Origin of the sequence: Pseudomonas sp. B2M1-30, from assembly GCF_025447575.1 — a bacterium.
Lineage (GTDB): Bacteria > Pseudomonadota > Gammaproteobacteria > Pseudomonadales > Pseudomonadaceae > Aquipseudomonas > Aquipseudomonas botevensis.
Map to the genome: position 1 here is coordinate 97,774 of NZ_JAOEJT010000007.1, position 24,882 is coordinate 122,655.

Genomic DNA, 24,882 nt, shown 5'->3' on the forward strand with positions numbered 1-24,882 from the left:
GAAAGAGCCTGCAATGCATCAAATGACTCTGGCCGAGATCGCCCGCGGTCTTGCCGACAAGAAGTTTTCCTCCGAAGAGCTGACCAAAGTCCTGCTGGCGCGTATTACCCAGCTCGATCCGCAGCTCAACAGTTTCATCAGCCTCACCCAGGAGCTGGCCCTCGAGCAGGCGAAAGCCGCCGACGTGCGCCGCGCCAACGGTGAGAGCGGCGCCCTGCTCGGTGCGCCGATCGCCCACAAGGACCTGTTCTGCACCCAGGGCATCCGCACCAGTTGCGGCTCGAAGATGCTCGACAACTTCAAGGCCCCGTACGACGCCACCGTGGTCTCGAAACTGGCGGCCGCCGGCACCGTGACCCTGGGCAAGACCAACATGGACGAATTCGCCATGGGCTCGGCCAACGAGTCGAGCTGGTACGGCGCGGTGAAAAACCCGTGGAACCTGGAACACGTGCCGGGCGGTTCGTCCGGTGGTTCGGCCGCCGCCGTGGCCGCGCGCCTGCTGCCGGCCGCCACCGCCACCGACACCGGCGGCTCGATCCGCCAGCCTGCCGCCTTCACCAACCTGACCGGCCTGAAACCGACCTACGGTCGCGTTTCGCGCTGGGGCATGATCGCCTACGCGTCGAGCCTCGATCAGGGTGGTCCGCTGGCCCGCACCGCCGAAGACTGTGCAATTTTGTTGCAAGGTATGGCCGGGTTCGATCCGAACGACTCCACCAGCATCGATGAACCGGTGCCGGACTACGCCGCCGGCCTCAACGGCTCGCTGCAAGGCCTGCGCATCGGCGTGCCGAAGGAATACTTCGGCGCCGGTCTCGACCCGCGCATCGCCGACCTGATCCAGAACAGCATCAAAGAGCTGCAGAAGCTCGGTGCGGTGATCAAGGAAATCAGCCTGCCGAACATGCAGCACGCGATTCCCGCCTATTACGTGATCGCCCCGGCGGAAGCCTCCTCCAACCTGTCGCGTTTCGACGGCGTGCGCTTCGGCCACCGCTGCGCAGACCCGAAAAACCTGGAAGACCTGTACAAGCGCTCCCGTGGCGAAGGCTTCGGTGCCGAAGTGCAGCGCCGGATCATGGTCGGTGCCTACGCGCTGTCCGCCGGTTACTACGACGCCTACTACCTCAAAGCGCAGAAGATCCGGCGCCTGGTGAAGAACGACTTCATGGCGGCCTTCAATGAAGTCGACATCATCCTCGGCCCGACCACGCCCAACCCGGCCTGGAAACTCGGCGCCAAGAACAGCGACCCGGTCGCTGCCTACCTGGAAGACGTCTACACCATCACCGCCAACCTCGCGGGCCTGCCGGGCCTGTCGATGCCGGCCGGTTTCGTCGACGGCCTGCCGGTCGGCGTGCAATTGCTCGCTCCGTACTTCCAGGAAGGTCGCCTGTTGAACGTTGCGCACCAGTATCAGTTGAACACTGACTGGCACACCCGCACCCCAACCGGCTTCTGAGGAGACATATATGCAATGGGAAGTCGTGATCGGGCTGGAGATTCACACCCAGCTCACCACCCGGTCGAAAATCTTTTCCGGTAGTTCCACCACGTTCGGTTCCGAGCCCAACACCCAAGCCAGCCTGATCGACCTGGGCATGCCCGGCGTGCTGCCGGTGCTCAACCAGGAAGCCGTGCGCATGGCGGTGATGTTCGGTCAGGCGATCGACGCCGAAATCGGCCAGCACAACGTGTTCGCCCGGAAAAACTATTTCTACCCGGATCTGCCGAAGGGCTACCAGATCAGCCAGATGGAATTGCCGATCGTCGGCAAGGGCCACCTGGACATCGCCCTGGAAGACGGCACGGTCAAACGCGTCGGCATCACCCGCGCGCACCTTGAAGAAGACGCCGGCAAGAGCCTGCACGAAGAATTCAGCGGCGCCACCGGCATCGACCTGAACCGTGCCGGCACACCGCTGCTGGAAATCGTCTCCGAACCGGACATGCGCAGCGCCAAGGAAGCCGTGGCCTACGTCAAGGCGATCCATGCGCTGGTGCGCTACCTGGGCATCTGCGACGGCAACATGGCCGAAGGCTCGCTGCGCTGCGACTGCAACGTGTCGATCCGTCCGAAAGGCCAGGCCGAATTCGGCACACGCTGCGAGATCAAGAACGTCAACTCGTTCCGCTTCATCGAGAAGGCGATCAACTCCGAGATCCAGCGTCAGATCGACCTGATCGAAGACGGCGGCAAAGTGAAACAGCAGACCCGCCTGTACGATCCGAACAAGGACGAAACCCGTCCGATGCGCAGTAAAGAGGAAGCCAACGACTACCGTTACTTCCCCGATCCGGACCTGCTGCCGGTAGTCATCGAACAATCGTTCCTCGACGAGGTGCGTGCCACCCTGCCGGAACTGCCACCGCAGAAACGCGAGCGCTTCCAGAGCCAGTTCGGTCTGTCGGCCTATGACGCCAACGTGCTGGCCACCAGCCGTGAGCAAGCGGACTACTTCGAGAAGGTTGCGGACATCAGCGGCGACGCCAAACTGGCGGCGAACTGGGTGATGGTCGAGCTGGGCAGCCTGCTCAACAAGCAGGGCCTGGACATCGAGCAATCGCCGGTTTCCGCCGAATTGCTGGGCGGCATGCTGCAGCGCATCAAGGACAACACCATCTCCGGCAAGATCGCCAAGGTGGTGTTCGAAGCGATGGCCAACGGCGAAGGCAACGCGGACGAGATCATCGACAAGCGCGGCCTGAAGCAAGTGACCGACAGCGGCGCGATCTCGGCGGTGCTGGACGAAATGCTCGCGGCCAACGCCGAGCAGGTCGAGCAATACCGCGCGGCGGATGAAGCCAAGCGCGGCAAGATGTTCGGCTTCTTCGTCGGCCAGGCCATGAAAGCCTCCAAAGGCAAGGCCAACCCGCAGCAAGTGAACGAACTGCTCAAAAGCAAGCTCGAAGGCTGACCAGGATGGAGCCAGCATTCAAATCTGGCTCGAATCCCTGTGGGAGCGGGCTTGCTCGCGAAGAGCGCAGGTCAGTCGAACGGGTTTTGGCTGACACTGCGCTCTCGCGAGCAGGCTCGCTCCCGCATTCGCTTTCGGGAGCCTTTAAATGAAACGCCTGCTCGTTGGCTGCGCCCTGCTCTCGCTGTTGGCCGGTTGCGCCAGCACCGATGTCATCGACCCGCACGGTTACGACCAGACCGGCGTCGCCTCCTATTACGGTGCCAAGCACCACGGTAAACGCACCGCCAGCGGCGAAGCGTTCAACCAGAATTCCCTGACCGCCGCCCACCGCCAATTGCCATTCGGCACCCGGGTGAGGGTCACCAACCTGAAAAACGATGAATCCGTCGTGGTCCGCATCAACGACCGTGGCCCGCATACCCGTGGGCGACTGATCGATGTTTCCCGGGCGGCGGCCGAGCGGCTCGGCATGCTGCGCAGCGGCACCACCCGGGTTCGCGTGCAGGCCCTCGACGACTGACGGAGCCCGACCATTTTCGGCCTTAAAGATTTACCCCTGATCAATGTGATCGAACTGTTCAGCGGGCTGATCCTGCTGATTGCCGGCGCCGAGCTGATGGTGCGCGCCGCCGTGCGCCTGGCCGCGCGCCTGCATGTGCGTCCGTTGATCATCGGCCTGACCGTGGTCGCCTTCGGCAGCAGCGCGCCGCAAATGGCGGTCAGCCTGCAAGCGGTGCAGGCACACACGCCGGACATCGCCATCAGCAGCGTGATCGGCAGCAGCATCTTCAACATCCTTGTCACCCTCGGCCTGTCGGCGCTGATCATTCCGCTGCGAGTCTCACGACAATTGGTACGCCTGGACATTCCGCTGATGATCGGCGCCAGCCTGCTGGTGTTCGTGCTGGCGTGGAATGAAGAAATCGGGCGTCTGGACGGCATGCTTCTGCTCGGTGCCCTGGCGCTGTATCTCGGCCTGTTGTTGCGTCAGTCGCGACACTCGGCGCGGCCGCACTCCGAACACTCGCAGGATCCACAGGCGCCGTGGTTCACCAGCCTGCTGATGATTATCGCCGGACTCGGATTGCTGGTGTTCGCCGGGCATCTGCTGCTCGGCGCGGCGGTGGTGGTGGCCACGGATCTGGGGTTCTCCGAGCGGGTGATCGGTCTGACGGTGGTCGCGGTCGGCACGTCGCTGCCGGAGCTCGCCACTTCGCTGATCGCCGCCTTGCGCGGGCAACGGGACATTGCCGTGGCCAACGTGATCGGTGCCAACCTGTTCAACCTGCTAGGGGTTCTCGGCGTCACCGCATTGATCGCGCCGACGCCGTTGTCGGTGTCGCCCAACGCCCTGGATTTCGACCTGCCGGTGATGCTCGGTGTCGCGGCCCTGTGCCTGCCGGTGTTCTACTCCGGTTATCGCGTGACCCGCGCCGAGGGCTTGCTGTTGCTCGGTCTGTACTTGGCGTACGGGATGCATGTGGTGTCGTTCACCACCGGCATGCCGCTGGCCGGCAAGCTCGAACGCCTGATGCTGTTTTATATCCTGCCGACGCTGCTGGCGTTTCTGCTGTTCACGTCTGTACGCGCCTGGCGCCGCCAACACCACAAGAGGGATGTGCCGTGACCGATGCGAAGAAAACCGGGGTAGAAATCCGCCGCCAAGTGATGGGCGATGCGTTCGTTGATCGAGCGCTGGGCAATGCCACCGAATTCACTCAACCGCTGCAGGATTTCGTCAACGAACACGCCTGGGGCGGCGTGTGGAATCGCGAGGGTCTGCCGCTGAAAACCCGCAGCCTGATTACCCTGGCGGCGCTGACCGCGTTGAAGTGTCCGCAGGAATTGAAGGGCCACGTGCGCGGCGCATTGAACAATGGCTGCACCGTGGAAGAAATCCGTGAAGCGCTGCTGCATTGCGCGGTGTATGCCGGCGTGCCGGCGGCGATCGATGCGTTTCGGGCGGCGCAGGAAGTGATCGAGACGTACCAGAAACCTGAGTGATGCATGGAAAGTCGCGCCATCTGATCTGACGCCTTCGCGGGCAAGCCCGCGAAGAGGCCCGAGAAAACACCTCAAGTCTCTGGCTAGATCCACCCGCCCCACTGCAAGAAGAAGATCCCGATATTGGTGGTAATCGCCGCCATCAGTGTGGTCATGACAATGATCGCCGCCGCCAGCTCATGATTGCCCTGCGCCGCCCGGGCCATGACGAAACTCGCCGCCGCCGTCGGGCTGCCGAAGTACAGAAACAGAATCCCCAGCTCCGCCCCTCGGAAGCCCCACAACCATGCGCCCAGCGTCGCCAGCACCGGCAAGCCGACCATCTTCACCAGGCTGGAACTGAGCGCCATTTTGCCGCTCTTGCGCAGCGCCGCCAGCGACAGCGTGCCCCCGATGCAGATCAGCGCCAGCGGCAGCGTGGTCTGCGCCAGGTACTGCCCGGAGGTTTCCAGCCATCCCGGCAAACCGATCTTGAAGCAGGCAAACGGCGCCGCCGCGATCACGCTGATAATCAGCGGATTGCTCACCACGCTTTTGCAGATGCTCCATGGATCGGACTTGATCACCGGGCTGTACACCGCCAGAACGATGGTCGACAGAGTGTTGTAGAACAGGATCACCAGCGCCGCGAGAATCGCCCCGAGGGAAATCCCGTAGTCGCCATACATGCTCGCCGCCAGCGCCAGGCCGATCACCCCGTTGTTGCCGCGAAATGCGCCCTGGGCATAGATCCCGCGATCCTCGCGCGGGCAACGCAGAATCGCCCAGCCCCAGGCGACGGCGAAACTCACCAGCGTGGCGACGGCAAAGTAAATCAACAGCGCCGGTTGCAGGGCGGCGTGCAGGTCGGCATGCAGAATGCCGAGGAACAGCAGCGCCGGCATGGTGACGTTGAACACCAGCGACGAGGCCGTGTGGATGAAGTTGTCGTTGATCCAGTCGATGCGCTTGAGCAGCACACCGAGAAACAGCATGGCGAATACCGGCGCGGTGATGTTCAGGGTTTCGAGGAAAATAGCCAGCATGCCGGGGGAACCTTGTGAGCGTCGTTAGGGGGCTAATGATAAGCGAAAAGCGTCAAAAGCCCCTCCTCCCCCCAAGAGAGCTGGAGGGAGGGAAGGCCTTTGACCTTCCCCACAACCTCAGGTAATCGGCGCCGGATTGAACAACGTAATGTCGTTATGCAGCTTGTGCTTCTCCGCCCACGTCTGCGCCTTGCCGCTGGCCACGTCCAGGTAGTAGTGGAACAACTCCCAGCCCAGTTCCTCGATGGTCGCCCGCCCGGTGGCAATGCGCCCGGCGTCGATGTCGATCAGATCCGGCCAGCGCTGCGCCAGTTCGGTACGGGTCGACACCTTCACCACCGGCGCCATCGCCAGCCCATAAGGCGTGCCGCGACCAGTGGTGAACACATGCAGGTTCATGCCCGCCGCCAGTTGCAACGTGCCGCAGACAAAATCACTGGCCGGCGTCGCACAGAAAATCAAACCCTTCTGCTTGAACCGCTCCCCCGGGCCCAGCACGCCACTGATCGCGCTGCTGCCAGACTTGACGATCGAGCCCAGCGACTTCTCGACAATGTTCGACAACCCGCCCTTCTTGTTGCCCGGCGTGGTGTTCGCACTGCGATCCGCCTCACCCTTGGCCAGGTAACGGTCGTACCAGTCCATCTCGCGCACCAGTTCTTCGGCAACGGTCTTGGTCTGTGCCCGGGAGGTCAGCAGGTAAATCGCGTCACGCACTTCGGTGACTTCGGAAAACATCACCGTCGCCCCCGCCCGCAGGAGCAGGTCCGAGGCGTAACCCAGCGCCGGGTTGGCGGTGATACCGGAGAACGCATCGCTGCCGCCGCACTGCATGCCGAGGATCAGCTCCGATGCCGGTACGGTTTCGCGGCGGCGCTGGTCGAGTTTCTTCAGGCGGGTCTCGGCCAGTTCCATGATCTGCTCGATCATTTCGGTGAAACCGTGACTGGAATCCTGCAAGCGATACAGCCAGGGCTCGCTCAGGTCCACCGACGCGTCGTCCTCGTGCATCACCTGCCCGGCCTGCAATTTCTCGCAGCCGAGGCTGATCACCAGCGCCTCGCCGCCCAGGTTCGGGTTGCGCGCCAGATTGCGCACGGTGCGGATCGGGATGTAGGCGTCGGTGGCGGTGATCGCCACGCCACAACCGTAACTGTGGGTCAGCGCCACCACGTCGTCGACGTGCGGGTACTTGGGCAGCAACTCTTCCTTGATCTTCTTCACCGCATGATCAAGCACCCCGGTGACGCATTGCACGGTGGTGGTGATGCCGAGGATGTTGCGCGTGCCGACGGTGCCGTCGGCGTTGCGGTAACCCTCGAAGGTGAAGCCTTCCAGCGGCGCCTGGGCATCCGGCACATCGGTGGACAGCGGCAGGCTGTCCAGCGGCGGCGCGGTCGGCATGCGCAGTTGATCTTCCTTGACCCAACTGCCACGGGGAATCGGCTGCAACGCGTAGCCGATGGTCTGGCCGTAGCGAATCACCTGGCCGCCCTCGGGAATGTCCTCGAGGGTGACCTTGTGGCTCTGCGGCACGAAATCCACCGTGACCAGGCCGTCGGCGAACGCGGTGCCCGCCGGAACGCCCTGGTCGTTGACCACAATCACTACGTTGTCCCGCTCGTGCAGGCGGATGTAGCGCGGCGAGTCGGAATGTTCAATCAACTGCATGACGCCGCTCCTCAGGAATGCGCTTGAGACAATTTACCGGTGGCTTCGGAACCGCCATTGGTTGGCGGCTCTTTAAGTACCACACGTTTGATCGGGCCGACGATCACCAGATAGCTGAACACTGCCACCAGCGCGTTGGCGCCGACGAACACCAGCGCCCACTTGAACGAACCGGTGGAGCTGATGATGTAGCCGATGACGATCGGGGTGGTGATCGACGCGATGTTACCGAAGGTGTTGAACAGGCCACCGCTCAGGCCGGCGATCTGTTTCGGCGAGGTGTCGGACACCACCGCCCAGCCCAGCGCGCCCACGCCTTTGCCGAAGAATGCCAGGGCCATGAAGCCGACCACCATCCATTCCACTTCAACATAGTTGCAGGCCACGATGCTGCTGGAAACCAGCAGGCCGGCAATGATCGGCGCCTTGCGAGCGAAGGTCAGCGAATGCCCCTTGCGCAGCAGGTAATCGGAAATCACCCCGCCCAGCACACCACCGATAAAGCCGCAGATTGCCGGCAGCGAAGCAATGAAACCGGCCTTGAGGATGGTCATGCCGCGCTCCTGCACCAGGTACACCGGGAACCAGGTCAGGAAGAAGTAAGTGATGCCGTTGATGCAGTACTGGCCCAGATAAACGCCGAGCATCATGCGGTTGGTCAGCAACTGGCGGATGTAGTCCCACTTCGGACCGTCAGCCTTCTTGCCCTTCTTCTGGTCCATGTCGACCATGCCGCCGTTGTCGGCGATGAAGTTCACTTCGGCTTCGTTGGCCATCGGGTGCTGGCGCGGGCTGTGGATAATTTTCAGCCAGACCAGCGAGAACACGATGCCGAGAATACCCATGACGATGAACACGTGTTCCCAACCGAAGCTGAACACGATCCAGCCCATCAGCGGCGCGAACAGCACGGTGGCAAAGTATTGCGCCGAGTTGAAGATCGCCGACGCAGTGCCGCGTTCAGCGGTCGGGAACCAGGCCGCGACGATCCGCGCGTTGCCGGGGAACGACGGCGCTTCGGCCAGGCCCACCAGGAAGCGCAGCATGAACAGCGCCACCACCGCGGTGGACATGCCGAACTCACCGACAAAACCTTGCAGCACGGTGAACAGCGACCAGGTGAAAATGCTCAGGGCATAGACTTTTTTCGAGCCGAACCGATCGAGCAGCCAGCCACCGGGAATTTGCCCGGCCACGTAGGCCCAACCGAAAGCGGAGAAGATGTAACCGAGGGTGACCGCGTCGATACCGAGGTCTTTTTGCAGGCTGGAACCGGCGATCGCGATGGTGGCGCGGTCGGCGTAGTTGATCGTGGTCACCAGAAACAGCATGAGCAAAATCAAATAGCGGACGTGAGTCGGCTTGGACGATTGCATGTAGATGTACTCCCACTGATTATTTTTATGCGGGTAAAACATTCTTTGGTCTTGTGCCGCGCAGGGCCTCAGGCGAATGCCCTGCGCGGGTGCAGCGGGTTACGAGCCGATGTAGCTGGTTTTCACCACGGTGTAGAACTCTTGCGCATAGCGGCCTTGCTCACGTGAGCCATAGGATGAACCTTTACGGCCACCGAACGGAACGTGGTAATCGACGCCGGCGGTCGGCAGGTTGACCATCACCATCCCGGCCTGGGAATGACGCTTGAAGTGGTTGGCGTACTTCAGCGAGGTGGTGGCGATGCCGGCCGACAGGCCGAATTCGGTGTCGTTGGCCATGGCCAGCGCGGCTTCGTAATCGGCCACGCGGACGATGTTCGCCACCGGGCCGAAAATCTCTTCGCGGCTGACGCGCATCGACGCTTCACTGTCGGCAAACAGCGTCGGCGCGAGGAAGTAGCCCTCGGTGTCGCAGGTCACCAGGCCACCGCCGCTGACCAGACGCGCACCTTCGGACTGGCCGATGTCGATGTACTTCAGGTCCTGTTCCAACTGGGCTTGCGAGACCACCGGACCGATGTCGGTGCCGGCCTTCAGCGCGTGACCGACCTTGATCGACTTCATGCGTTCGGCCATGGCTTCGACGAACTTGTCGTGAATCCCGGCGGTAACGATCAGGCGACTCGATGCAGTGCAACGCTGGCCGGTGGAGTAGAACGCGCTCTGTACCGACAGCTCGACCGCTTGCTTGAGGTCGGCGTCGTCGAGAATGATCTGCGGGTTCTTGCCGCCCATCTCCAGTTGCACCTTGGCCTGGCGCGAAACGCAGCTGACCGCGATCTGCCGGCCCACGCCCACGGAACCGGTGAAGCTGATGCCGTCGACTTTCGGGCTGTTGACCAGCGCCTCGCCAACTACGCGACCGCTGCCCATCACCAGGTTGAACACACCGGCCGGGAAGCCTGCACGGGAAATGATTTCCGCCAGCGCCCAGGCGCAGCCCGGCACCAGATCCGCAGGTTTGAGCACCACGCAGTTGCCGTAAGCCAGGGCCGGGGCGATTTTCCACGACGGGATGGCAATCGGGAAGTTCCACGGCGTAATCAGACCGACCACGCCGAGGGCTTCGCGGGTCACTTCGACGTTGACACCCGGACGCACCGACGGCACGTAATCGCCGGACAGACGCAGGCACTCACCGGCGAAAAACTTGAAGATGTTGCCGGCGCGGGTCACTTCGCCGATGGCTTCGGGCAGGGTCTTGCCCTCTTCCCGGGCCAGCAGGGTGCCGAGTTCTTCGCGACGGGCGAGGATTTCGCTGCCGACTTTATCCAGCGCATCGTGACGGGCCTGAATACCCGAGGTCGACCAGGCCGGGAACGCGGCGCGGGCAGCATCGATGGCCGCATTGACCTGTGCCAGGTCAGCCTTGGCGTAGTCGCCGATGGTGTCGCTCAGTTCGGACGGGTTGATGTTGGCCGAGTAGTCGGCGCCGGCAACCCATTCGCCGTTAATGTAGTTGTCGTAACGTTGTGCATGTGCCACGGGACTGCCCTCGAATCTAAAAGCCTTCACGCAAAAAGCCGCTGATTGCTCAGCGGCCTCTGTTTTATCGGGTGTTACTGCGCACCTTGCTTGTCGATCAGCGCGGCGAGCATTTCATACTCTTCGCCGGTCAGGTCGGTCAGCGGTGCCCGCACCGGGCCTGCGTCATAGCCGGCAATTTTTGCCCCGGCCTTGACGATGCTCACGGCGTAGCCGGCCTTGCGGTTGCGGATGTCCAGGTACGGCAGGAAGAAGTCGTCGATGATCTTGCCGACAGTGGCGTGATCTTCACGGGCGATCGCGTGGTAGAAGTCCATCGCGGTTTTCGGGATGAAGTTGAACACCGCCGAGGAGTAGACCGGTACGCCCAGAGCCTTGTAGGCCGCGGCGTAGACTTCAGCGGTCGGCAGGCCGCCGAGGTAGCTGAAGCGGTCACCGAGGCGGCGACGGATCGACACCATCAGTTCGATGTCGCCCAGGCCATCCTTGTAACCGATCAGGTTCGGGCAACGCTCGGCCAGACGCTCCAGCAGCGTTGCGTTCAGACGGCAGACGTTACGGTTGTAGACCACCACACCGATGTTCACCGATTTGCACACGGCTTCAACGTGGGCGGCAACGCCGTCCTGGCTGGCTTCGGTCAGGTAATGCGGCAGCAGCAACAGGCCCTTGGCGCCCAGACGCTCGGCTTCCTGAGCGTATTCTATGGCCTGGCGGGTCGAACCACCGACACCGGCGAGGATCGGCACACTGCTGGCGCAGGTATCGACGGCAGTCTTGATGATTTCCGAGTATTCGCTGGCGGCCAGGGAGAAGAACTCACCGGTGCCGCCGGCGGCGAACAGAGCCGAAGCACCGTACGGGGCCAGCCATTCCAGGCGCTTGATGTAGCCAGCGCGGTTGAAATCGCCCTGGGCATTGAAATCGGTCACCGGGAACGACAGCAGGCCGGCGGAGAGGATGGACTTCAGTTCTTGTGGATTCATTATTCGAACACCCTGAGCAACGTATTTTTGTGAGTGGACCGTTCAGCCTTCGCCGAAGTTGTAGGTCATCGTACAACTTAAATAACAACCGTCAACTGCATTTCATCGCCGTCAGGCATTTTTTGTCGGACAAGATCTTTTCTTGACGTAGGAATATTCTCGGCTAGGCTCGATTTGACTGTATGTATATACAGTTAAATAAAACCTGCCGACGACATATCAAGGAGAAAGAAATGTCCGGTCTACAAACAAAAACAACGGAAAAACCTGCACCGGTCATCGCTCGGTTCGATGATCTGTTCAGCGCGAACGGCATCACGATCAGCGCTGACCATCCGCATTTGCTGCTGCACATTGCCGACGCTCACAGCGACGTTTCACCCGCCACCGCCCTCCCCGGCAAAGCCCTGAAAGGCAAGCCACCCCTGAGGTTCGAGGGCGCGGAACATACGGCCATCGGCGATAACACGCGCCTGCGCTTCGTCGAAAACGCCGAGCCCGTGCTTGCGCAAAACGTCCCCTTGCACCTGCCCAACGGCCTGGCCCTGACCTACGGCCAGGTGCTGGCGCTGGGCGGTGATTTCTACGGCGTCGTCGATCGGCCGATCAACGAAGGCGCCACGCCGGCCGAACGCCTGCAACGTTTCAACGCCGCATTCGATTCCCTCGCGGTGCTGTCGGCCTCGCGGGCCGAAGCAACGCAGATTCTCGCGGTCATGCAAAAGGAGATCGATGCGGTCAGGCAGGCGATCAAGGACGGCAAGCCGCCACACGAAGCCTACGATGCACTGGGAGATACGTTGTCCGAAGAGTGGAACAAGATCACCGGCGGCGGCAGTTTTGTCTCGGCGCTGTTCCCGCTCGGGCGTTATCTGAAACTGGCGGCGAACAACGCTGACCATTTCGGCGAATGGGCCAGACTGGCCTACATCGCCGGGCACACCGCCGCCCTGCAAACCGCCGTCGCCGCCCGTGCCAGTCACGACCCGCAGCAACTGGAACGGGCCTACGCGGTGAACGCCTTCGCCGATCACTACCTGACCGACCTGTTCTCCTCCGGCCACCTGCGGGTGCCGCGCAAGGACATGGCCGCCGTGGTCACCCCAAGCGACCTGGGTTCGCTGCTCACCCGTTTCATGCACGACGAAGACAGCAAGTTCGGCCTCAAGGTGCGCAATGCCCACGGCGATCAATGGCGTGCGTTCGGCGACAAGCGTTACTTCGAAGCGAGCGACACCGACAACCGCAACCAGGTCAATCAAGCGGTGCAGGCCTCGGCGGACGAAGTGTTCGCCGCCTACCTCAGCGGCACCGTGCCCGCGCCTTCCGGCTTCGCCGCGTTGCAACGGCTGCCGGATCTGGCAGCGGTGCTCGACCTGGCGAACAACTTCTCGCCACTGTTCCGCTCCGAGGGCGGCAAGGTGCTGCGACGCAAGGACGTCAACAACCTCAACGACACCGCCACGGTCGACGACTGGTGGGGCTGGAGCACTTACCTGCTGCTCAAGGACTACCACCCCACCGGCAACACCCACTGAGGAGAATGACCATGACAATCAAATTGAAACTGGAACTGGCCTCGGGCCAATCCCTCAAAGGTGCGCCGCTGGAGTTGCTGGCCGATGGCGTGGCGATTGCCCGCGCGACGGTGGATAAACAGGGTTACGCGACGTTCGATGCCAAACCCGGCAGCGCCCGACTGGCCGTCCGGGTCGACCGCACGATCCTTCCTGCCTGACAGGAAACCCTGATCGCGGAAATGCCCGGAAATGAACATTTCCGGGCATTTCAGGCAAAACGCTTTTACCGTGCAGAGCCGCCGTGAATGGATCACGGCTCACCTCGCATGGAGCGAACCGATCATGGATTTCATCCCGCCAACCCTTCCGCAATTTCCCCATCACTCGGCCGAAACCGTTGTGCTGAAACTGTCGGCCCTGAGCGACGACTTGCGCCTTCAGGTTCCCGACGCCCAAGACACGCCCGCGAACTGGGAGGTCTATCCGATTCTCGGCCCGGACCCGGAACAGCCTGAGTGGCAAGGCGTCTGGGAGCCGACGGGGGTCTGGAGTGAAGCGCTGGACGACATGGTCAGCCTGACCGGCGTCGAGCTGAGCGTGCCCCGCTCAGCGCTGGAAAACTACCTGAACGGCAGCGTTGAACTGCGCTACAAATTCGCCGACGAGTCGAGCCTGGAACTGTGCTCGGAGCCGCTCAGACTGACCATCGAAGCCTGATTCTCAACCCTGCGCCTGAGCCTCTTCATGGGCCTGGCGCAGGCGTTCGCGGCTGTTGGTCAGGTGCAGACGCATGGCCGCGCGGGCCGCATCGGAATCCTGGCGGGCAATGGCATCGTAGATTTCTTCGTGCTCGCGACTCAGGCGATTCATGTAGTGCTGCTGGTCATCATGGGCCAGCCGCGCGGAATTCAGGCGCGTGCGCGGAATGATGCTGGTGCCCAGGTGGGTCATGATGTCGGTGAAATAGCGGTTGCCCGTGGACAGGGCGATTTGCAGATGGAACTGGAAGTCCGACGCCACCGCATCACTGGCATGGGCGACGCTTTCGTTCAGCGCATCGAGGGCGGCGCGCATGGCGGCCAGTTGTTCACTGCTGCGGCGTTGCGCGGCCAGCCCGGCGGATTCGACTTCCAGGCTGATCCGAAACTCGAGGATCGCCAGAACATCGCGCAGGGTGACCACTGTCGCCGGATCGATGCGAAAACCGCTCGGGCTCGGCGTGTCGAGCACGAACGTGCCGATGCCGTGACGAGTTTCTACCTGCCCGGCCGCCTGCAAACGGGAAATCGCCTCGCGCACCACGGTACGGCTGACGCCATGGGCTTCCATGATCGCCGACTCGGTGGGCAACTTGTCGCCCCGCTTGAGCAGGCCGTCGCGGATCTGCTCGGTCAGCACCGTCACCAGTTCCTGTGCCAGGCTGCGGCGCTTGCGAGGCAGGCGCGGAGTGTCGATCGGGTTTTCCATGGTGTGCGTCTGGTCTCAAAAATTCGGCTTGGGTCGCATCATAGCGCAAGCGGGTTGTACGATCACATCGTCCGTGCGGGAGTGGGCTTGTCCACTCCCGCACGGACGATTTGTGAAGGATCAGGCGGTGACCGTCTGCTCCACGAGGTGTCCATTGTCGATCCGTACGTGCCTTGGGTGGAAGCGCTTGAGGCTGCTGCGGTGGCCGACGCTGACGATGCTCAGCCCCGGCAACTGATCGATCAGCGCCTGATACAGCGTCGCTTCGTCTTCCTCGTCCATCGCCGACGTCGCTTCGTCCATGTACAGCCAGTGCGGCGCGTAGAGCAGCGCCCGGGCGAAGGCCAGTCGTTGCTGCTCACCCGGCGACAGCATGCGCTGCCAGTGATTGGCCTCATCCAGACGCGTAACCAGATGCGGCAGGCGGCAAGTTTCCAGCACTTGTGCATAACGCTCCGGCGCGTAGGTGTCGCCCGGCTGTGGATAACTCAGCGCTTCACGCAAGGTGCCGATCGGCAGATAGGGCTTCTGCGGCAAGAACAGGTAGCGCGCCGCCGGCAGCCGGATATTGCCATGCCCCGCCGGCCACAAATGGCCCATCGCGCGCAGCAGGGTGGACTTGCCGCTGCCGGAGCGACCGCTGAGCATGACGCGCTCACCCGCCTCGACGGTCATGTCGCCGTTGGTCAGCAGATGACGACCGTCGGCCAGATCCAGACCCAGGTTGTGCACCTTCAATTCGCTGCCCTGGTTCTGCACGTCGATGGCCGGTGCGCGCTCTTCATTGTCGCTCATGGCCTGGCGGAAACTCAGCAGTCGGTCGCACGTGGCACGCCATGCCGCCAGATCCGAATACGCGCTGATGAACCAGCTGAAGTTCTCCTGCACATTGCCGAATGCCGAGTTGATCTGCATCAGCTCACCCAGTTCGATCTTGCCCGACAGGTAACGTGGCGCGGCGACGATGAACGGGAAAATGATTGCGATCTGGCCATAGCCGGAGGTGAAGAACGTCAGGCGTTTGGACACGCGCATGATGTCCCAGAAGTTGTGCCAGACCAGCCCGAAGCGGCTGCTCAAGCGGCGAGTCTCATTCGGCTCGCCGTTGTACAGGGCGATGCTCTCGGCGTTCTCGCGCACTCGCACCATGGAGAAACGCAAGTCGGCTTCGAAGCGTTGTTGTTGGTTGTTCAGACCGATCAGGCGCCGACCGATCAGGTGCGTCAGCCAACTGCCGACCGCCGCATACAGCAGCGCACACCAGAACATGTAGCCGGGAATCTCGACCCCGAACACTTCGATGCTGCCCGACACGCCCCACAGGATGATCGAGAACGACACCAGGCTGACCACGGTGCGGATCAGTCCCAGGCCAAGGCTCAAGGTGTTGGCGGTGAAGGTGTTGAGGTCTTCGGAAATCCGCTGGTCGGGGTTATCGGTGTAACCGCCCTGCTCCAGCTGATAATAGTTTTTGTGGCCGAGCCAGCGTTTGAAGTGGTTCTCGGTGAGCCACGCCCGCCAGCGGATGGTCAGCATCTGCGTCAGGTACAGCCGGTACACCGCGCCAAGGATCGCCACCGTGGCGATGCCGCAGAAATACAGGATCAACTGCCAGAACGCTGCCTCATCCTTCTTTTGCAGGGCGTTGTAGAAATCCTTGTACCAACTGTTGATCCACACCGAAATGGCAACGCTGAACAGCGACAGCGCAATCACGGCGATCAGCAGCGTCCAGGCCTTGCCCTTCTCTTCGCTGCGCCAGTAAGGCGTGGTCATCGCCCACACTTTGCGAAAAAACTGCCCGCGCACAGCATCGTTGACCGCGGAATATTCAGCGTTCTGATTCATGGAAAAGGCTCGATAAAGAAAAGAACAGACACGCACCGATCATAGTTGATCGGTGCGTTTTATCGCGAGGGCTGGCGATAGCCGTTCAGCGCAGGTTCAGCGACGAACCGGGCGCTTCTGCAGTTTGCGCTGCAAAGTGCGGCGGTGCATGCCCAGGGCGCGGGCAGTGGCGGAGATGTTGCCTTCGTGTTCGGTCAGCACGCGCTGGATGTGTTCCCATTGCAGGCGATCCACCGACATCGGGTTTTCCGGCACCAGGCTGTCGAGGTCGGCATGCTCGGAAAGCAGCGCGGCCAGGACGTCGTCGGCATCCGCCGGTTTGCACAGGTAGTTGCACGCACCGCGCTTGATCGCCTCGACGGCGGTGGCAATGCTCGAATAACCGGTGAGGATCACCACGCGCATTTCCGGGTCCAGTTCCAGCAGCTTCGGCAGCAGGACCAGACCGGAGTCGCCGTCCATCTTCAGGTCGAGCGCGGCATAGTCCGGCAGATCGGCCTGGGCCAGCGTCAGGCCCTCCTCGGCGGAACTGGCGGTGCTGACGCGAAAGCCACGACGGGCCATGGCACGGGCCATCACCCGGGTGAAGGTCGCATCGTCGTCGACCAGCAGCAAATGCGGCAGTTCTTCGCCTTCGACTTGGATTTCGTCACTCATGTTGGTCTCCTCGGGCGCCGTGGGGCAGACGCAGCTCGGTGAGCGTGCCGCCTTCCTCATGACTATAGAGTTTCACTGAGCCGCCGGCGCGTGTCACGCTGGCCTTGCTCAAAAACAGGCCCAGGCCGAAACCTTTGCCCTTGGTGGTAAAAAACGGTTTGCCGATCTGCTCGGCGATGGCCAGCGGCACACCGGCACCGTGGTCGCGGATGCTGATGGTCAGGTCTTCGGCGCTCCAGTCCAGGGTCACCTGGAGATTTTCCGGACAGGCGTCGGCGGCGTTGTTCAGCAGGTTCAACAAGGCCTGGGTCAGATCCGGTGGCGGCGCCATGCGCGGCACGGTGCCCTGGCCCAGACGCTGGAAGCGGTAACTGGCCTCGGGGCGCATCAGGTGCCAGCGGTTGAGCGCCTCGTCGAGCCAGTCGGTGACGTCCTGCATTTCCACCGCCAGACGCCGGTTGGCCTCGGCGGCACGCACCAGTTGCTGCAGGGTCTGCTTGCACAGCTTGACCTGATCCTGCAGCACCTTCAGATCGTCTTGCAGCATCGGATCGGGATGATCCTGCTGCATTTCCTTGAGCAGCACGCTCATGGTCGCCAGCGGCGTACCCAGTTCATGGGCGGCGCCGGCGGCCTGGGTGGCGACGGCGAGCAACTGCTGATCGCGCAGGCCTTCTTCGCGGCGGATCGCGCGCAACTCTTCCTGACGGCGCAGTTCCTCGGCCATGCGCGCGGCGAAGAAAGTGATCACCGCAGCGGCGAGGGCAAAGCTCAGCCACATGCCGTAGATCTGCAGATTCTCCCGAGCGACCGGCAAGGTTTCCAGCGGATAGAAGTGCGTCAGCATCAGGGTATACAAGGCCAGCGCGATACCGGACAGAATCACCGAATAGCGCCATGGCAGCGTCACCGCCGCGATGGTCAGCGGCACCAGATAATACGAAACGAACGGGTTGGTCGAACCACCGGAGAAATACAGCAAGGCACTGTGGATAAACAGATCGCAGGCCAGTTGCAGCGCGTATTCGAGCTCGGTGACCGGCCATGAGGTGCGCAGACGCACGGCGGTGAACACACAAAGCAGAATCGAACAGCCGAGGGTCATCACCAGTTGCACCCACGGCAACGGCAACAATTGCAGCCAGTAGGCCAGGCCCACGGAACCGGCCTGCGCGGCCAGCACCAGCGTGCGGATAAAAGTCAGCCGCCAGAGGTTCTGGCGAGTGGCGGAAGTCAGTTGTACGGGGGCGAGCATGAGCTCTCCTGATGAGCGCTCCAGGCGGATCGCACGGAGTATAACCAAGCCGCGCGCCCGAGAGGCGAAAGTGCGTCAAACGACCACACCGGCGTGTGCAAGGAAAAAGCACGGCGCTCGCCATCTGTATAGAAGTTGTAACTGGGCGAACCGGATCATAGACGCTAGAGTCTGATGGTTTCACGCAGGCCCCCGAACCATCACCTGCGCCCATATCAAGGAGCTTTCATGCACACATTTCGCCGCAGCGCCGCCCTTCTCGCCCTGACCGTCGGCAGCGTCGCCAGCCTGCCGGCCCTGGCCGCCGATGATCTGCACTACAACCAGATCGCCCTGCGCGCCGAAGTCAGCAAGGAAGTGGCCCGCGACCTGATGATCGTGACCCTGTACACGGAAGAGCAAAACGCCGACCCGGCCAAACTCGCCGCCGACATCAGCACCACCATGAACAAGGCGCTGGCCCAGGCCAAGCAGGTCAAGGACATCACCCTGCGCCAGGGCAGCCGCAACAGCTACCCGATCTACGACACCAAGGGCCAGAAAATCACCGGCTGGCGCGAACGCGCCGAACTGCGTCTGGAAAGCGCCGACTTCGCCGCCCTGTCGAAACTCACCGGCGAACTGCTGACCGACCTGAAGATGGGCGGCATGGACTTCGCGATCGCCGACCCGACCCGTAAATCCAGCGAAGACGCCCTGCTCAAGGAAGCCGTGACCGCCTTCAAGGCCCGCGCTCAACTCGCCACCGACGCCCTCGGCGGCAAGGGCTACAAAATCGTCAGCCTGAACCTCAACAGCAACGGTTATCCACAACCCTACATGCGTGCCCCCATGATGATGAAAGCGGCGGGCATGGACGCAGCACCGGTGACACCGGATGTAGAAGCCGGCACCAGCCAGGTGAGCATGACCGCCGACGGCTCGATTGAAGTGCTGATGCAGTGAGTTGATTCGAGGTGAATGAAAAACCGGCGATCCGCGAGGGTCGCCGGTTTTTTTGTGGCCTTGGGAAGCGGCCCTCCCCCCACATATACCGAGATAGACACTCCCCCAAGAAAAACGATATTTCCGCCCACCCCGGAATCCCCGCTACTCTCAAAAAAAACCAACACCAAAACCCGGGGACTCAATGGAAAGCTTCACCCTGAAATCGCTGCTACTCGCCCTCGCCTTCACCGCCATGACCCCTCTGGCACACGCCGCCACAACCCTTGTGTACTGCTCGGAAGCCAGCCCCGCCGGCTTCGATCCCAGCCAATACACCAGCGGCACCGACTTCGATGCCTCCGCCGAAACCGTCTTTAACCGTCTCACCCAATTCAAACGTGGCGGCACCGACATCGAACCCGGCCTGGCGACCCGCTGGGACGTCTCCGCCGACGGCCTGCAATACACCTTCCACCTGCGCGAGGGCGTGAAATTCCACACCACGGACTATTTCACCCCGACCCGCGACTTCAACGCCGATGACGTGCTGTTCACCTTCCAGCGCCTGCTCGATCCGGAGAACGCCTTTCGCAAGGCCTATCCCGCCGAGTCGCCGTACTTCACCGACATGGACCTGAACACCACGATCAAATCCGTGGAAAAAATCGACGACCACACCGTGCGCTTCAACTTGAACAACGTCGACGCCGCGTTCGTGCAAAACCTCGCCATGAGTTTCGCCTCGGTGCAGTCGGACGAATACGCCGCGCAACTGCTCAAGGAAGGCAAGGCCGCCGATCTCAACCAGAAACCGGTCGGCACCGGCCCGTTCGTGTTCAAGCGCTACCAGAAGGATTCGCAGATCCGCTATGCGGCGAACAAGGCCTACTGGAAACCCGAGGACGTGAAGATCGACAACCTGGTGTTCTCGATCACCCCGGACGCCGCCGTTCGCCTGCAAAAGCTCAAGACCGGCGAATGCCAGGTCAGCGGCTACCCGCGCCCGGCCGACATTGAAGTCATGGAGCAGGACCCGAACCTGCGCGTGTTGAAGCAGGCCGGATTCAACCTCGGCTTCCTCGCCTACAACACCACCCATCCTCCGCTGGATCAGCTCAAGGTCCGTCAGGCTCTGGACATGGCCATCGACAAACCGGCGATCATCAAGGCCGTCTATCAGAGTGCCGGCCAGTTGGCGCAAAACGCCCTGCCGCCGGCGCAATGGTCGTTCGATCCGAACATCAAGGACGCCCCATACGACCCGGTGAAAGCCAAGGCGCTACTCAAGGAGGCCGGGGTTGCACCGGGTACAACCATCAACCTCTGGGCGATGACCGTGCAGCGCGCCTCGAACCCGAATGCGCGGATGTCGGCGCAGATGATCCAGCAGGATTGGGAAAAGATCGGCATCAAGGCCAACATCGTCAGCTACGAATGGGGCGAGTACATCAAGCGCGCCAAGAACGGTGAACACGACGCGATGATCTACGGCTGGACCGGTGACAACGGCGACCCCGACAACTGGCTGGGCGTGCTTTACAGCTGCGCGGCGGTGAAAGGCAGCAACTACGCCAAATGGTGCGATCCGGCCTACGACAGACTGGTGCAGCAAGCCAAGGTCTCCACCGATAAAGCGCAGCGGGTAAAACTGTATCAACAGGCGCAACTGATCCTTAAACAACAGGTGCCGATCACCCCGATCGCCAACTCCACGGTGTTCCAGCCGCTGCGCAAGGAAGTCACCGACTTCCGCATCAGCCCGTTCGGTCTTACCCCGTTCTATGGTGTGGGTATAAATAAGTAACACCCAGCCCCAACCGGGAGCATTTTGCGTCCCGGTTGCACCTTTTTAGGGCGCTGCTTGCACCGTAAAAACCGTCCGCAAACGGTTAAATGCGTCAAAAGTTATACAGATGCGACATTAAGGTACGTTCGTGCCACGGTTTAGGGCCACCAGTCGCTCTGGATCTTGCATTGGGTATAGCCCCTGCATAAGTATCCGCAGGCACGACTCACGAGGTCGTACCTCACTATTAAAAAATGACAACAAATCATGAGGCCAACATGCTTAAACACGCGGTCATTCCGTTCTTAGTCGGCGCAGGCTTGTTAGCCTCCGCACCTTTCGCCACCGCCGCGACTAACCTTGTGTTCTGCTCCGAAGGCAGCCCGGCCGGTTTCGACCCAGGCCAGTACACCACCGGAACCGACTTCGACGCCTCCGCCGAAACCATGTTCAACCGTCTGACCCAGTTCGAGCGTGGCGGCACCGCCGTGATTCCTGGGCTGGCGACCAGTTGGGACATTTCCCCGGATGGCCTGAGCTACACCTTCCACCTGCGTGAAGGCGTCAAGTTCCACACCACCCCGTATTTCAAGCCGACTCGTGAGTTCAACGCCGACGACGTGCTGTTCACCTTCAATCGCATGATTAACAAGGATGACCCGTTCCGTAAGGCGTACCCGACCGAATTCCCGTACTTCACCGACATGGGGATGGATACCAACATCACCAAGATCGATAAAGTCGACGACCACACCGTCAAGTTCACCCTCAAGGAAGTTGATGCCGCGTTCATCCAGAACATGGCCATGAGCTTCGCCTCCGTCCAGTCCGCCGAATACGCTGCCCAACTGCTCAAGGAAGGCAAGGCTGCCGACATCAACCAGAAACCGATCGGCACTGGTCCGTTCGTGTTCAAGAGTTATCAGAAAGACTCGAACATCCGTTACACCGGCAACAAGGACTACTGGAAGCCTGAAGACGTCAAGATCGACAACCTGATCTTCGCCATCACCACCGACCCGTCGGTGCGTATCCAGAAGCTGAAGAAGAACGAGTGCCAGGTCACCCTGTTCCCGCGTCCGGCCGACCTCGCAGGACTGAAAGCCGATCCGGCGCTGAAGATGCCTGACCAGGCCGGTTTCAACCTGGGCTACATCGCCTACAACGTGATGGACAAGGTCAAGGGCAGCAACGAGCCGAACCCGCTGGCTGACCTGCGCGTTCGCCAGGCAATGGACATGTCGGTCAACAAGCCGCAGATCATCGACTCGGTTTACCAGGGCGCCGGCCAGTTGGCCGTCAATGCCATGCCGCCGACCCAGTGGTCCTACGACACCACCATCAAGGACGCCAAGTACGATCCTGAGAAAGCCAAGGAGCTGCTCAAGGAAGCCGGCGTCAAGGAAGGCACCGAGATCGTTCTGTGGGCGATGCCGGTACAGCGTCCGTACAACCCGAACGCCAAGCTGATGGCCGAAATGCTCCAGTCCGACTGGAAGAAGATCGGTCTGAACGTGAAGATCGTCAGCTACGAGTGGGGCGAGTACATCAAGCGCTCCAAAGGTGGCGAGAACCAGGCCATGATCATTGGCTGGAGCGGTGACAATGGTGATCCGGACAACTGGCTCAACGTGTTGTTTGGTTGTGACGCGCTGAGCGGCAACAACTTTGCCAAATGGTGCGACAAGAAATTTGACGGCCTCGTCAAAGACGCCAAGCGCACCACCGACCAGGCCAAGCGCACCGAACTGTACAAGCAGGCGCAACACGTCCTCAAAGATGCTGTTCCATTCACACCTATCGCTCACTCGACGGTGTATCAACCCATGCGCGCCAACGTGCAGGATTTCAAGATCAGCCCATTCGGCCTGAACTCCTTCTACGGCGTCAGCGTCAAGTAAAAGAGGCAGCGGCGACGCTCTCAACGTCGCCGCTGTTTTTTGCCGATCTGTTAGGAATTTACTTACATCCTTTTCCACTCGATCTGACCGAGTCGGTATAGGACGTGTTGCCTTTTCCTACGAGTCTTTAGGACTCAGCGCATTTACTGCCAGCCCCACGGCCCCTACCGTCGGGAGTCTGACCAGTCACTGCGTGGACTATCGGTTTTCGCCGTGCGTATCGGTTTGAATTCGCTGCAGCCACAACGTCCCCGGAAGGGACCGCGGTGCATCGAAAAACACTAAAAAAGAGGGAGCGTCATGCGCCATACCTTGATTTGTTCCGCATTGCTGGGCGCCGGCCTGTTGGCCGCCACGTCCGCCAGTTTCGCCGCCGGCAAAAGCCTGGTGTTCTGCTCCGAAGGCAGCCCGGCCGGGTTCGATACCGCGCAGTACACGACGGCGACCGACAACGACGCCGCCGAGCCGCTGTATAACCGCCTGGCAGAGTTCGAAAAAGGCGCGACCAATGTCGTACCAGGCCTGGCAACGCGTTGGGATATTTCCGAGGATGGCCTCACGTACACCTTTCACCTGCGTGAAGGGGTGAAATTTCATACAACGCCGTACTTCAAGCCTACACGCGACTTCAACGCCGACGACGTGCTGTTCACGTTTAACCGCATGCTCGATCCGCAACAGCCATTCCGTAAGGCTTATCCCACCGAGTTCCCGTATTTCAACGGGATGAGCCTGAACAAGAACATCGCCAAGGTCGAAAAGACCGGGCCGCTGACCGTGGTCATGACGCTCAATACCGTCGACGCCGCGTTCATCCAGAACATCGCCATGAGCTTCGCCTCCATCCTGTCCGCCGAGTACGCCGACAAGCTGCTGGCCGAAGGCAAGCCGAGCGACATCAACCAGAAACCGGTCGGCACCGGCCCGTACGTGTTCAAGAGCTACCAGAAAGACTCGAACATTCGTTACACCGGCAACAAGCACTACTGGGACCCGAGCCGGGTCAAGCTCGATAACCTGATCTTCGCGATCAACACCGATGCGTCGGTGCGCGTGCAGAAACTCAAGGCCAACGAGTGCCAGATCACCCTGCACCCGCGTCCGGCCGATATCGAGGCGCTGAAGAACGATCCGAAGCTGCAACTGATCACCAAGCCTGGTTTCAATCTGGGCTACATCGCCTACAACGTGCACCACAAACCCTTCGACCAGCTCGAAGTGCGTCAGGCGCTGGACATGGCGGTGAATAAACAAGGAATTCTCAACGCCGTTTACCAGGGCGCCGGTCAGTTGGCGGTCAACGGTATGCCACCGACCCAGTGGTCCTACGACGACACGATCAAGGACACCGCCTACAACCCGGAAAAGGCCAGGGAATTGCTCAAGGCCGCCGGCGTCAAGGAAGGCACCGAAATCACCCTGTGGGCGATGCCGGTGCAACGCCCGTACAACCCCAACGCCAGATTGATGGCCGAAATGCTCCAGGCCGACTGGGCGAAGATCGGCCTGAAAGTGAAGATCGTCAGCTACGAATGGGGCGAGTACATCAAGCGCATCAAGAACGGCGAGCACGACGTCAGCCTGATCGGCTGGACCGGTGACAACGGCGACCCGGACAACTGGCTCGGCACGCTGTACAGCTGCGACGCCATTGGCGGCAACAACTACTCCATGTGGTGCGATCCGGCTTACGACAAGCTGATCAAGCAGGCCAAGGTCGTGACCGACCGCGACCAGCGCACCGTGCTCTACAAACAGGCCCAGCAGTTGCTCAAGCAGCAAGTGCCGATGACGCCTGTCGCTCACTCGACGGTCAACCAGCCGCTGAGCGCCAAAGTCGAAGGGTTCAAGGTGAGCCCCTTCGGCCGCAACGTTTTTTCGGGTGTCAGCATCGATTAAACAAAAAACCGATTAGCCGCAACGCTGAGGGGGCCGTCTACCCCCTCACGCAAGCGCTTTGCCGAAATTCGCCAATCAGGCATTTTGCAAA

Annotated in this window: 21 protein-coding genes; 12 read left to right on the forward strand and 9 right to left on the reverse strand. The window is 61.4% G+C overall.

Features of this window, described 5'->3' with window-relative positions:
* The first annotated feature begins 13 nt into the window (after positions 1 to 13).
* From gatA to N8H74_RS15780, 5 genes are all read left to right on the forward strand, one after another.
* A complete protein-coding gene (gene gatA, locus N8H74_RS15760; protein WP_262148660.1) occupies positions 14 to 1,465 on the forward strand; it encodes an Asp-tRNA(Asn)/Glu-tRNA(Gln) amidotransferase subunit GatA in 1,452 nt (483 codons plus the stop codon).
* A 10-nt stretch (positions 1,466 to 1,475) separates the two neighbouring features.
* Positions 1,476 to 2,921: an Asp-tRNA(Asn)/Glu-tRNA(Gln) amidotransferase subunit GatB gene (gatB, locus tag N8H74_RS15765; protein ID WP_262148662.1), complete on the forward strand. Its 1,446-nt coding sequence runs from the start codon at positions 1,476 to 1,478 to the stop codon at positions 2,919 to 2,921.
* 148 nt (positions 2,922 to 3,069) lie between these two features.
* The gene (locus N8H74_RS15770; protein WP_262148664.1) at positions 3,070 to 3,444 is read left to right on the forward strand and encodes a septal ring lytic transglycosylase RlpA family protein; all 375 of its coding nucleotides are present in this window, start codon (positions 3,070 to 3,072) and stop codon (positions 3,442 to 3,444) included.
* Positions 3,445 to 3,489: 45 nt separating this feature from the next.
* Positions 3,490 to 4,551 carry a calcium/sodium antiporter gene (locus tag N8H74_RS15775; protein WP_262148666.1) on the forward strand — a complete coding sequence of 354 codons (1,062 nt, stop codon included), beginning with the start codon at positions 3,490 to 3,492 and terminating at the stop codon, positions 4,549 to 4,551.
* The gene (locus tag N8H74_RS15780; protein WP_262148668.1) at positions 4,548 to 4,928 is read left to right on the forward strand and encodes a carboxymuconolactone decarboxylase family protein; all 381 of its coding nucleotides are present in this window, start codon (positions 4,548 to 4,550) and stop codon (positions 4,926 to 4,928) included. Before N8H74_RS15775 ends, N8H74_RS15780 begins: the two co-directional genes overlap by 4 nt.
* 83 nt (positions 4,929 to 5,011) lie before the next feature.
* Here the strand turns inward: N8H74_RS15780 and N8H74_RS15785 are convergent, their stop codons facing one another.
* From N8H74_RS15785 to kdgD, 5 genes are all read right to left on the reverse strand, one after another.
* Positions 5,012 to 5,953 (reverse strand): AEC family transporter, encoded by a 942-nt coding sequence (locus tag N8H74_RS15785; RefSeq protein WP_217830987.1) that lies wholly within the window; start codon positions 5,951 to 5,953, stop codon positions 5,012 to 5,014.
* A 117-nt stretch (positions 5,954 to 6,070) separates the two neighbouring features.
* A complete protein-coding gene (garD, locus tag N8H74_RS15790) occupies positions 6,071 to 7,624 on the reverse strand; it encodes a galactarate dehydratase (protein WP_262148670.1) in 1,554 nt (517 codons plus the stop codon).
* Between the two features lie 11 nt (positions 7,625 to 7,635).
* Entirely contained in the window at positions 7,636 to 9,000 is a 1,365-nt protein-coding gene (locus tag N8H74_RS15795) for an MFS transporter (protein ID WP_217830989.1), read from the reverse strand.
* Between the two features lie 99 nt (positions 9,001 to 9,099).
* On the reverse strand, positions 9,100 to 10,545 hold the full coding sequence (locus tag N8H74_RS15800; RefSeq protein WP_217830990.1) for an aldehyde dehydrogenase family protein: 1,446 nt from the start codon (positions 10,543 to 10,545) through the stop codon (positions 9,100 to 9,102).
* Between the two features lie 74 nt (positions 10,546 to 10,619).
* Positions 10,620 to 11,531, reverse strand: coding sequence for a 5-dehydro-4-deoxyglucarate dehydratase (kdgD, locus tag N8H74_RS15805; protein ID WP_217830991.1), 912 nt, complete (start codon positions 11,529 to 11,531; stop codon positions 10,620 to 10,622).
* Between the two features lie 233 nt (positions 11,532 to 11,764).
* Here kdgD and N8H74_RS15810 point away from each other — a divergent pair, with 233 nt between their 5' ends.
* From N8H74_RS15810 to N8H74_RS15820, 3 genes are all read left to right on the forward strand, one after another.
* Positions 11,765 to 13,069 carry a phospholipase gene (locus N8H74_RS15810; protein ID WP_262148672.1) on the forward strand — a complete coding sequence of 435 codons (1,305 nt, stop codon included), beginning with the start codon at positions 11,765 to 11,767 and terminating at the stop codon, positions 13,067 to 13,069.
* A gap of 11 nt (positions 13,070 to 13,080) precedes the next feature.
* On the forward strand, positions 13,081 to 13,269 hold the full coding sequence (locus N8H74_RS15815; protein WP_217830993.1) for a hypothetical protein: 189 nt from the start codon (positions 13,081 to 13,083) through the stop codon (positions 13,267 to 13,269).
* Between the two features lie 124 nt (positions 13,270 to 13,393).
* On the forward strand, positions 13,394 to 13,768 hold the full coding sequence (locus N8H74_RS15820; protein WP_262148674.1) for a hypothetical protein: 375 nt from the start codon (positions 13,394 to 13,396) through the stop codon (positions 13,766 to 13,768).
* Between the two features lie 3 nt (positions 13,769 to 13,771).
* On the opposite strand, the gene N8H74_RS15825 is transcribed toward N8H74_RS15820, so the two are convergent.
* From N8H74_RS15825 to N8H74_RS15840, 4 genes are all read right to left on the reverse strand, one after another.
* On the reverse strand, positions 13,772 to 14,518 hold the full coding sequence (locus N8H74_RS15825; protein WP_217830994.1) for a FadR/GntR family transcriptional regulator: 747 nt from the start codon (positions 14,516 to 14,518) through the stop codon (positions 13,772 to 13,774).
* 120 nt (positions 14,519 to 14,638) lie between these two features.
* Complete coding sequence (locus N8H74_RS15830) at positions 14,639 to 16,366, reverse strand: ABC transporter ATP-binding protein/permease (RefSeq protein WP_262148676.1); 1,728 nt, start codon at positions 16,364 to 16,366, stop codon at positions 14,639 to 14,641.
* A gap of 96 nt (positions 16,367 to 16,462) precedes the next feature.
* Entirely contained in the window at positions 16,463 to 17,023 is a 561-nt protein-coding gene (locus N8H74_RS15835; RefSeq protein WP_217830996.1) for a response regulator transcription factor, read from the reverse strand.
* Positions 17,016 to 18,278: an ATP-binding protein gene (locus N8H74_RS15840; protein ID WP_217830997.1), complete on the reverse strand. Its 1,263-nt coding sequence runs from the start codon at positions 18,276 to 18,278 to the stop codon at positions 17,016 to 17,018. The genes N8H74_RS15835 and N8H74_RS15840 overlap by 8 nt, the downstream gene beginning before the upstream one ends.
* A 228-nt stretch (positions 18,279 to 18,506) precedes the next feature.
* Between N8H74_RS15840 and N8H74_RS15845 the strand changes: the two genes are divergently transcribed.
* From N8H74_RS15845 to N8H74_RS15860, 4 genes are all read left to right on the forward strand, one after another.
* The gene (locus N8H74_RS15845; RefSeq protein ID WP_217830998.1) at positions 18,507 to 19,223 is read left to right on the forward strand and encodes an SIMPL domain-containing protein; all 717 of its coding nucleotides are present in this window, start codon (positions 18,507 to 18,509) and stop codon (positions 19,221 to 19,223) included.
* 184 nt (positions 19,224 to 19,407) lie between these two features.
* Positions 19,408 to 21,009, forward strand: coding sequence for an ABC transporter substrate-binding protein (locus tag N8H74_RS15850; protein WP_262148679.1), 1,602 nt, complete (start codon positions 19,408 to 19,410; stop codon positions 21,007 to 21,009).
* A 260-nt stretch (positions 21,010 to 21,269) separates the two neighbouring features.
* Positions 21,270 to 22,892 carry an ABC transporter substrate-binding protein gene (locus N8H74_RS15855; protein ID WP_217831000.1) on the forward strand — a complete coding sequence of 541 codons (1,623 nt, stop codon included), beginning with the start codon at positions 21,270 to 21,272 and terminating at the stop codon, positions 22,890 to 22,892.
* 300 nt (positions 22,893 to 23,192) lie between these two features.
* The gene (locus tag N8H74_RS15860) at positions 23,193 to 24,791 is read left to right on the forward strand and encodes an ABC transporter substrate-binding protein (protein ID WP_262148681.1); all 1,599 of its coding nucleotides are present in this window, start codon (positions 23,193 to 23,195) and stop codon (positions 24,789 to 24,791) included.
* The last annotated feature ends 91 nt before the right edge of the window (positions 24,792 to 24,882 follow it).

Bases quoted from the DNA above. Each gene is read 5' to 3' on its own strand.
- gatA (WP_262148660.1), top strand. From the start codon at position 14: ATGCATCAAATGACTCTGGCCGAGATCGCCCGCGGTCTTGCCGACAAG.
- gatB (WP_262148662.1), top strand. From the start codon at position 1,476: ATGCAATGGGAAGTCGTGATCGGGCTGGAGATTCACACCCAGCTCACC.
- N8H74_RS15770 (WP_262148664.1), top strand. From the start codon at position 3,070: ATGAAACGCCTGCTCGTTGGCTGCGCCCTGCTCTCGCTGTTGGCCGGT.
- N8H74_RS15785 (WP_217830987.1), bottom strand. From the start codon at position 5,953: ATGCTGGCTATTTTCCTCGAAACCCTGAACATCACCGCGCCGGTATTC.
- garD (WP_262148670.1), bottom strand. From the start codon at position 7,624: ATGCAGTTGATTGAACATTCCGACTCGCCGCGCTACATCCGCCTGCAC.
- N8H74_RS15795 (WP_217830989.1), bottom strand. From the start codon at position 9,000: ATGCAATCGTCCAAGCCGACTCACGTCCGCTATTTGATTTTGCTCATG.
- kdgD (WP_217830991.1), bottom strand. From the start codon at position 11,531: ATGAATCCACAAGAACTGAAGTCCATCCTCTCCGCCGGCCTGCTGTCG.
- N8H74_RS15810 (WP_262148672.1), top strand. From the start codon at position 11,765: ATGTCCGGTCTACAAACAAAAACAACGGAAAAACCTGCACCGGTCATC.
- N8H74_RS15815 (WP_217830993.1), top strand. From the start codon at position 13,081: ATGACAATCAAATTGAAACTGGAACTGGCCTCGGGCCAATCCCTCAAA.
- N8H74_RS15820 (WP_262148674.1), top strand. From the start codon at position 13,394: ATGGATTTCATCCCGCCAACCCTTCCGCAATTTCCCCATCACTCGGCC.
- N8H74_RS15825 (WP_217830994.1), bottom strand. From the start codon at position 14,518: ATGGAAAACCCGATCGACACTCCGCGCCTGCCTCGCAAGCGCCGCAGC.
- N8H74_RS15830 (WP_262148676.1), bottom strand. From the start codon at position 16,366: ATGAATCAGAACGCTGAATATTCCGCGGTCAACGATGCTGTGCGCGGG.
- N8H74_RS15835 (WP_217830996.1), bottom strand. From the start codon at position 17,023: ATGAGTGACGAAATCCAAGTCGAAGGCGAAGAACTGCCGCATTTGCTG.
- N8H74_RS15840 (WP_217830997.1), bottom strand. From the start codon at position 18,278: ATGCTCGCCCCCGTACAACTGACTTCCGCCACTCGCCAGAACCTCTGG.
- N8H74_RS15845 (WP_217830998.1), top strand. From the start codon at position 18,507: ATGCACACATTTCGCCGCAGCGCCGCCCTTCTCGCCCTGACCGTCGGC.
- N8H74_RS15850 (WP_262148679.1), top strand. From the start codon at position 19,408: ATGGAAAGCTTCACCCTGAAATCGCTGCTACTCGCCCTCGCCTTCACC.
- N8H74_RS15855 (WP_217831000.1), top strand. From the start codon at position 21,270: ATGCTTAAACACGCGGTCATTCCGTTCTTAGTCGGCGCAGGCTTGTTA.
- N8H74_RS15860 (WP_262148681.1), top strand. From the start codon at position 23,193: ATGCGCCATACCTTGATTTGTTCCGCATTGCTGGGCGCCGGCCTGTTG.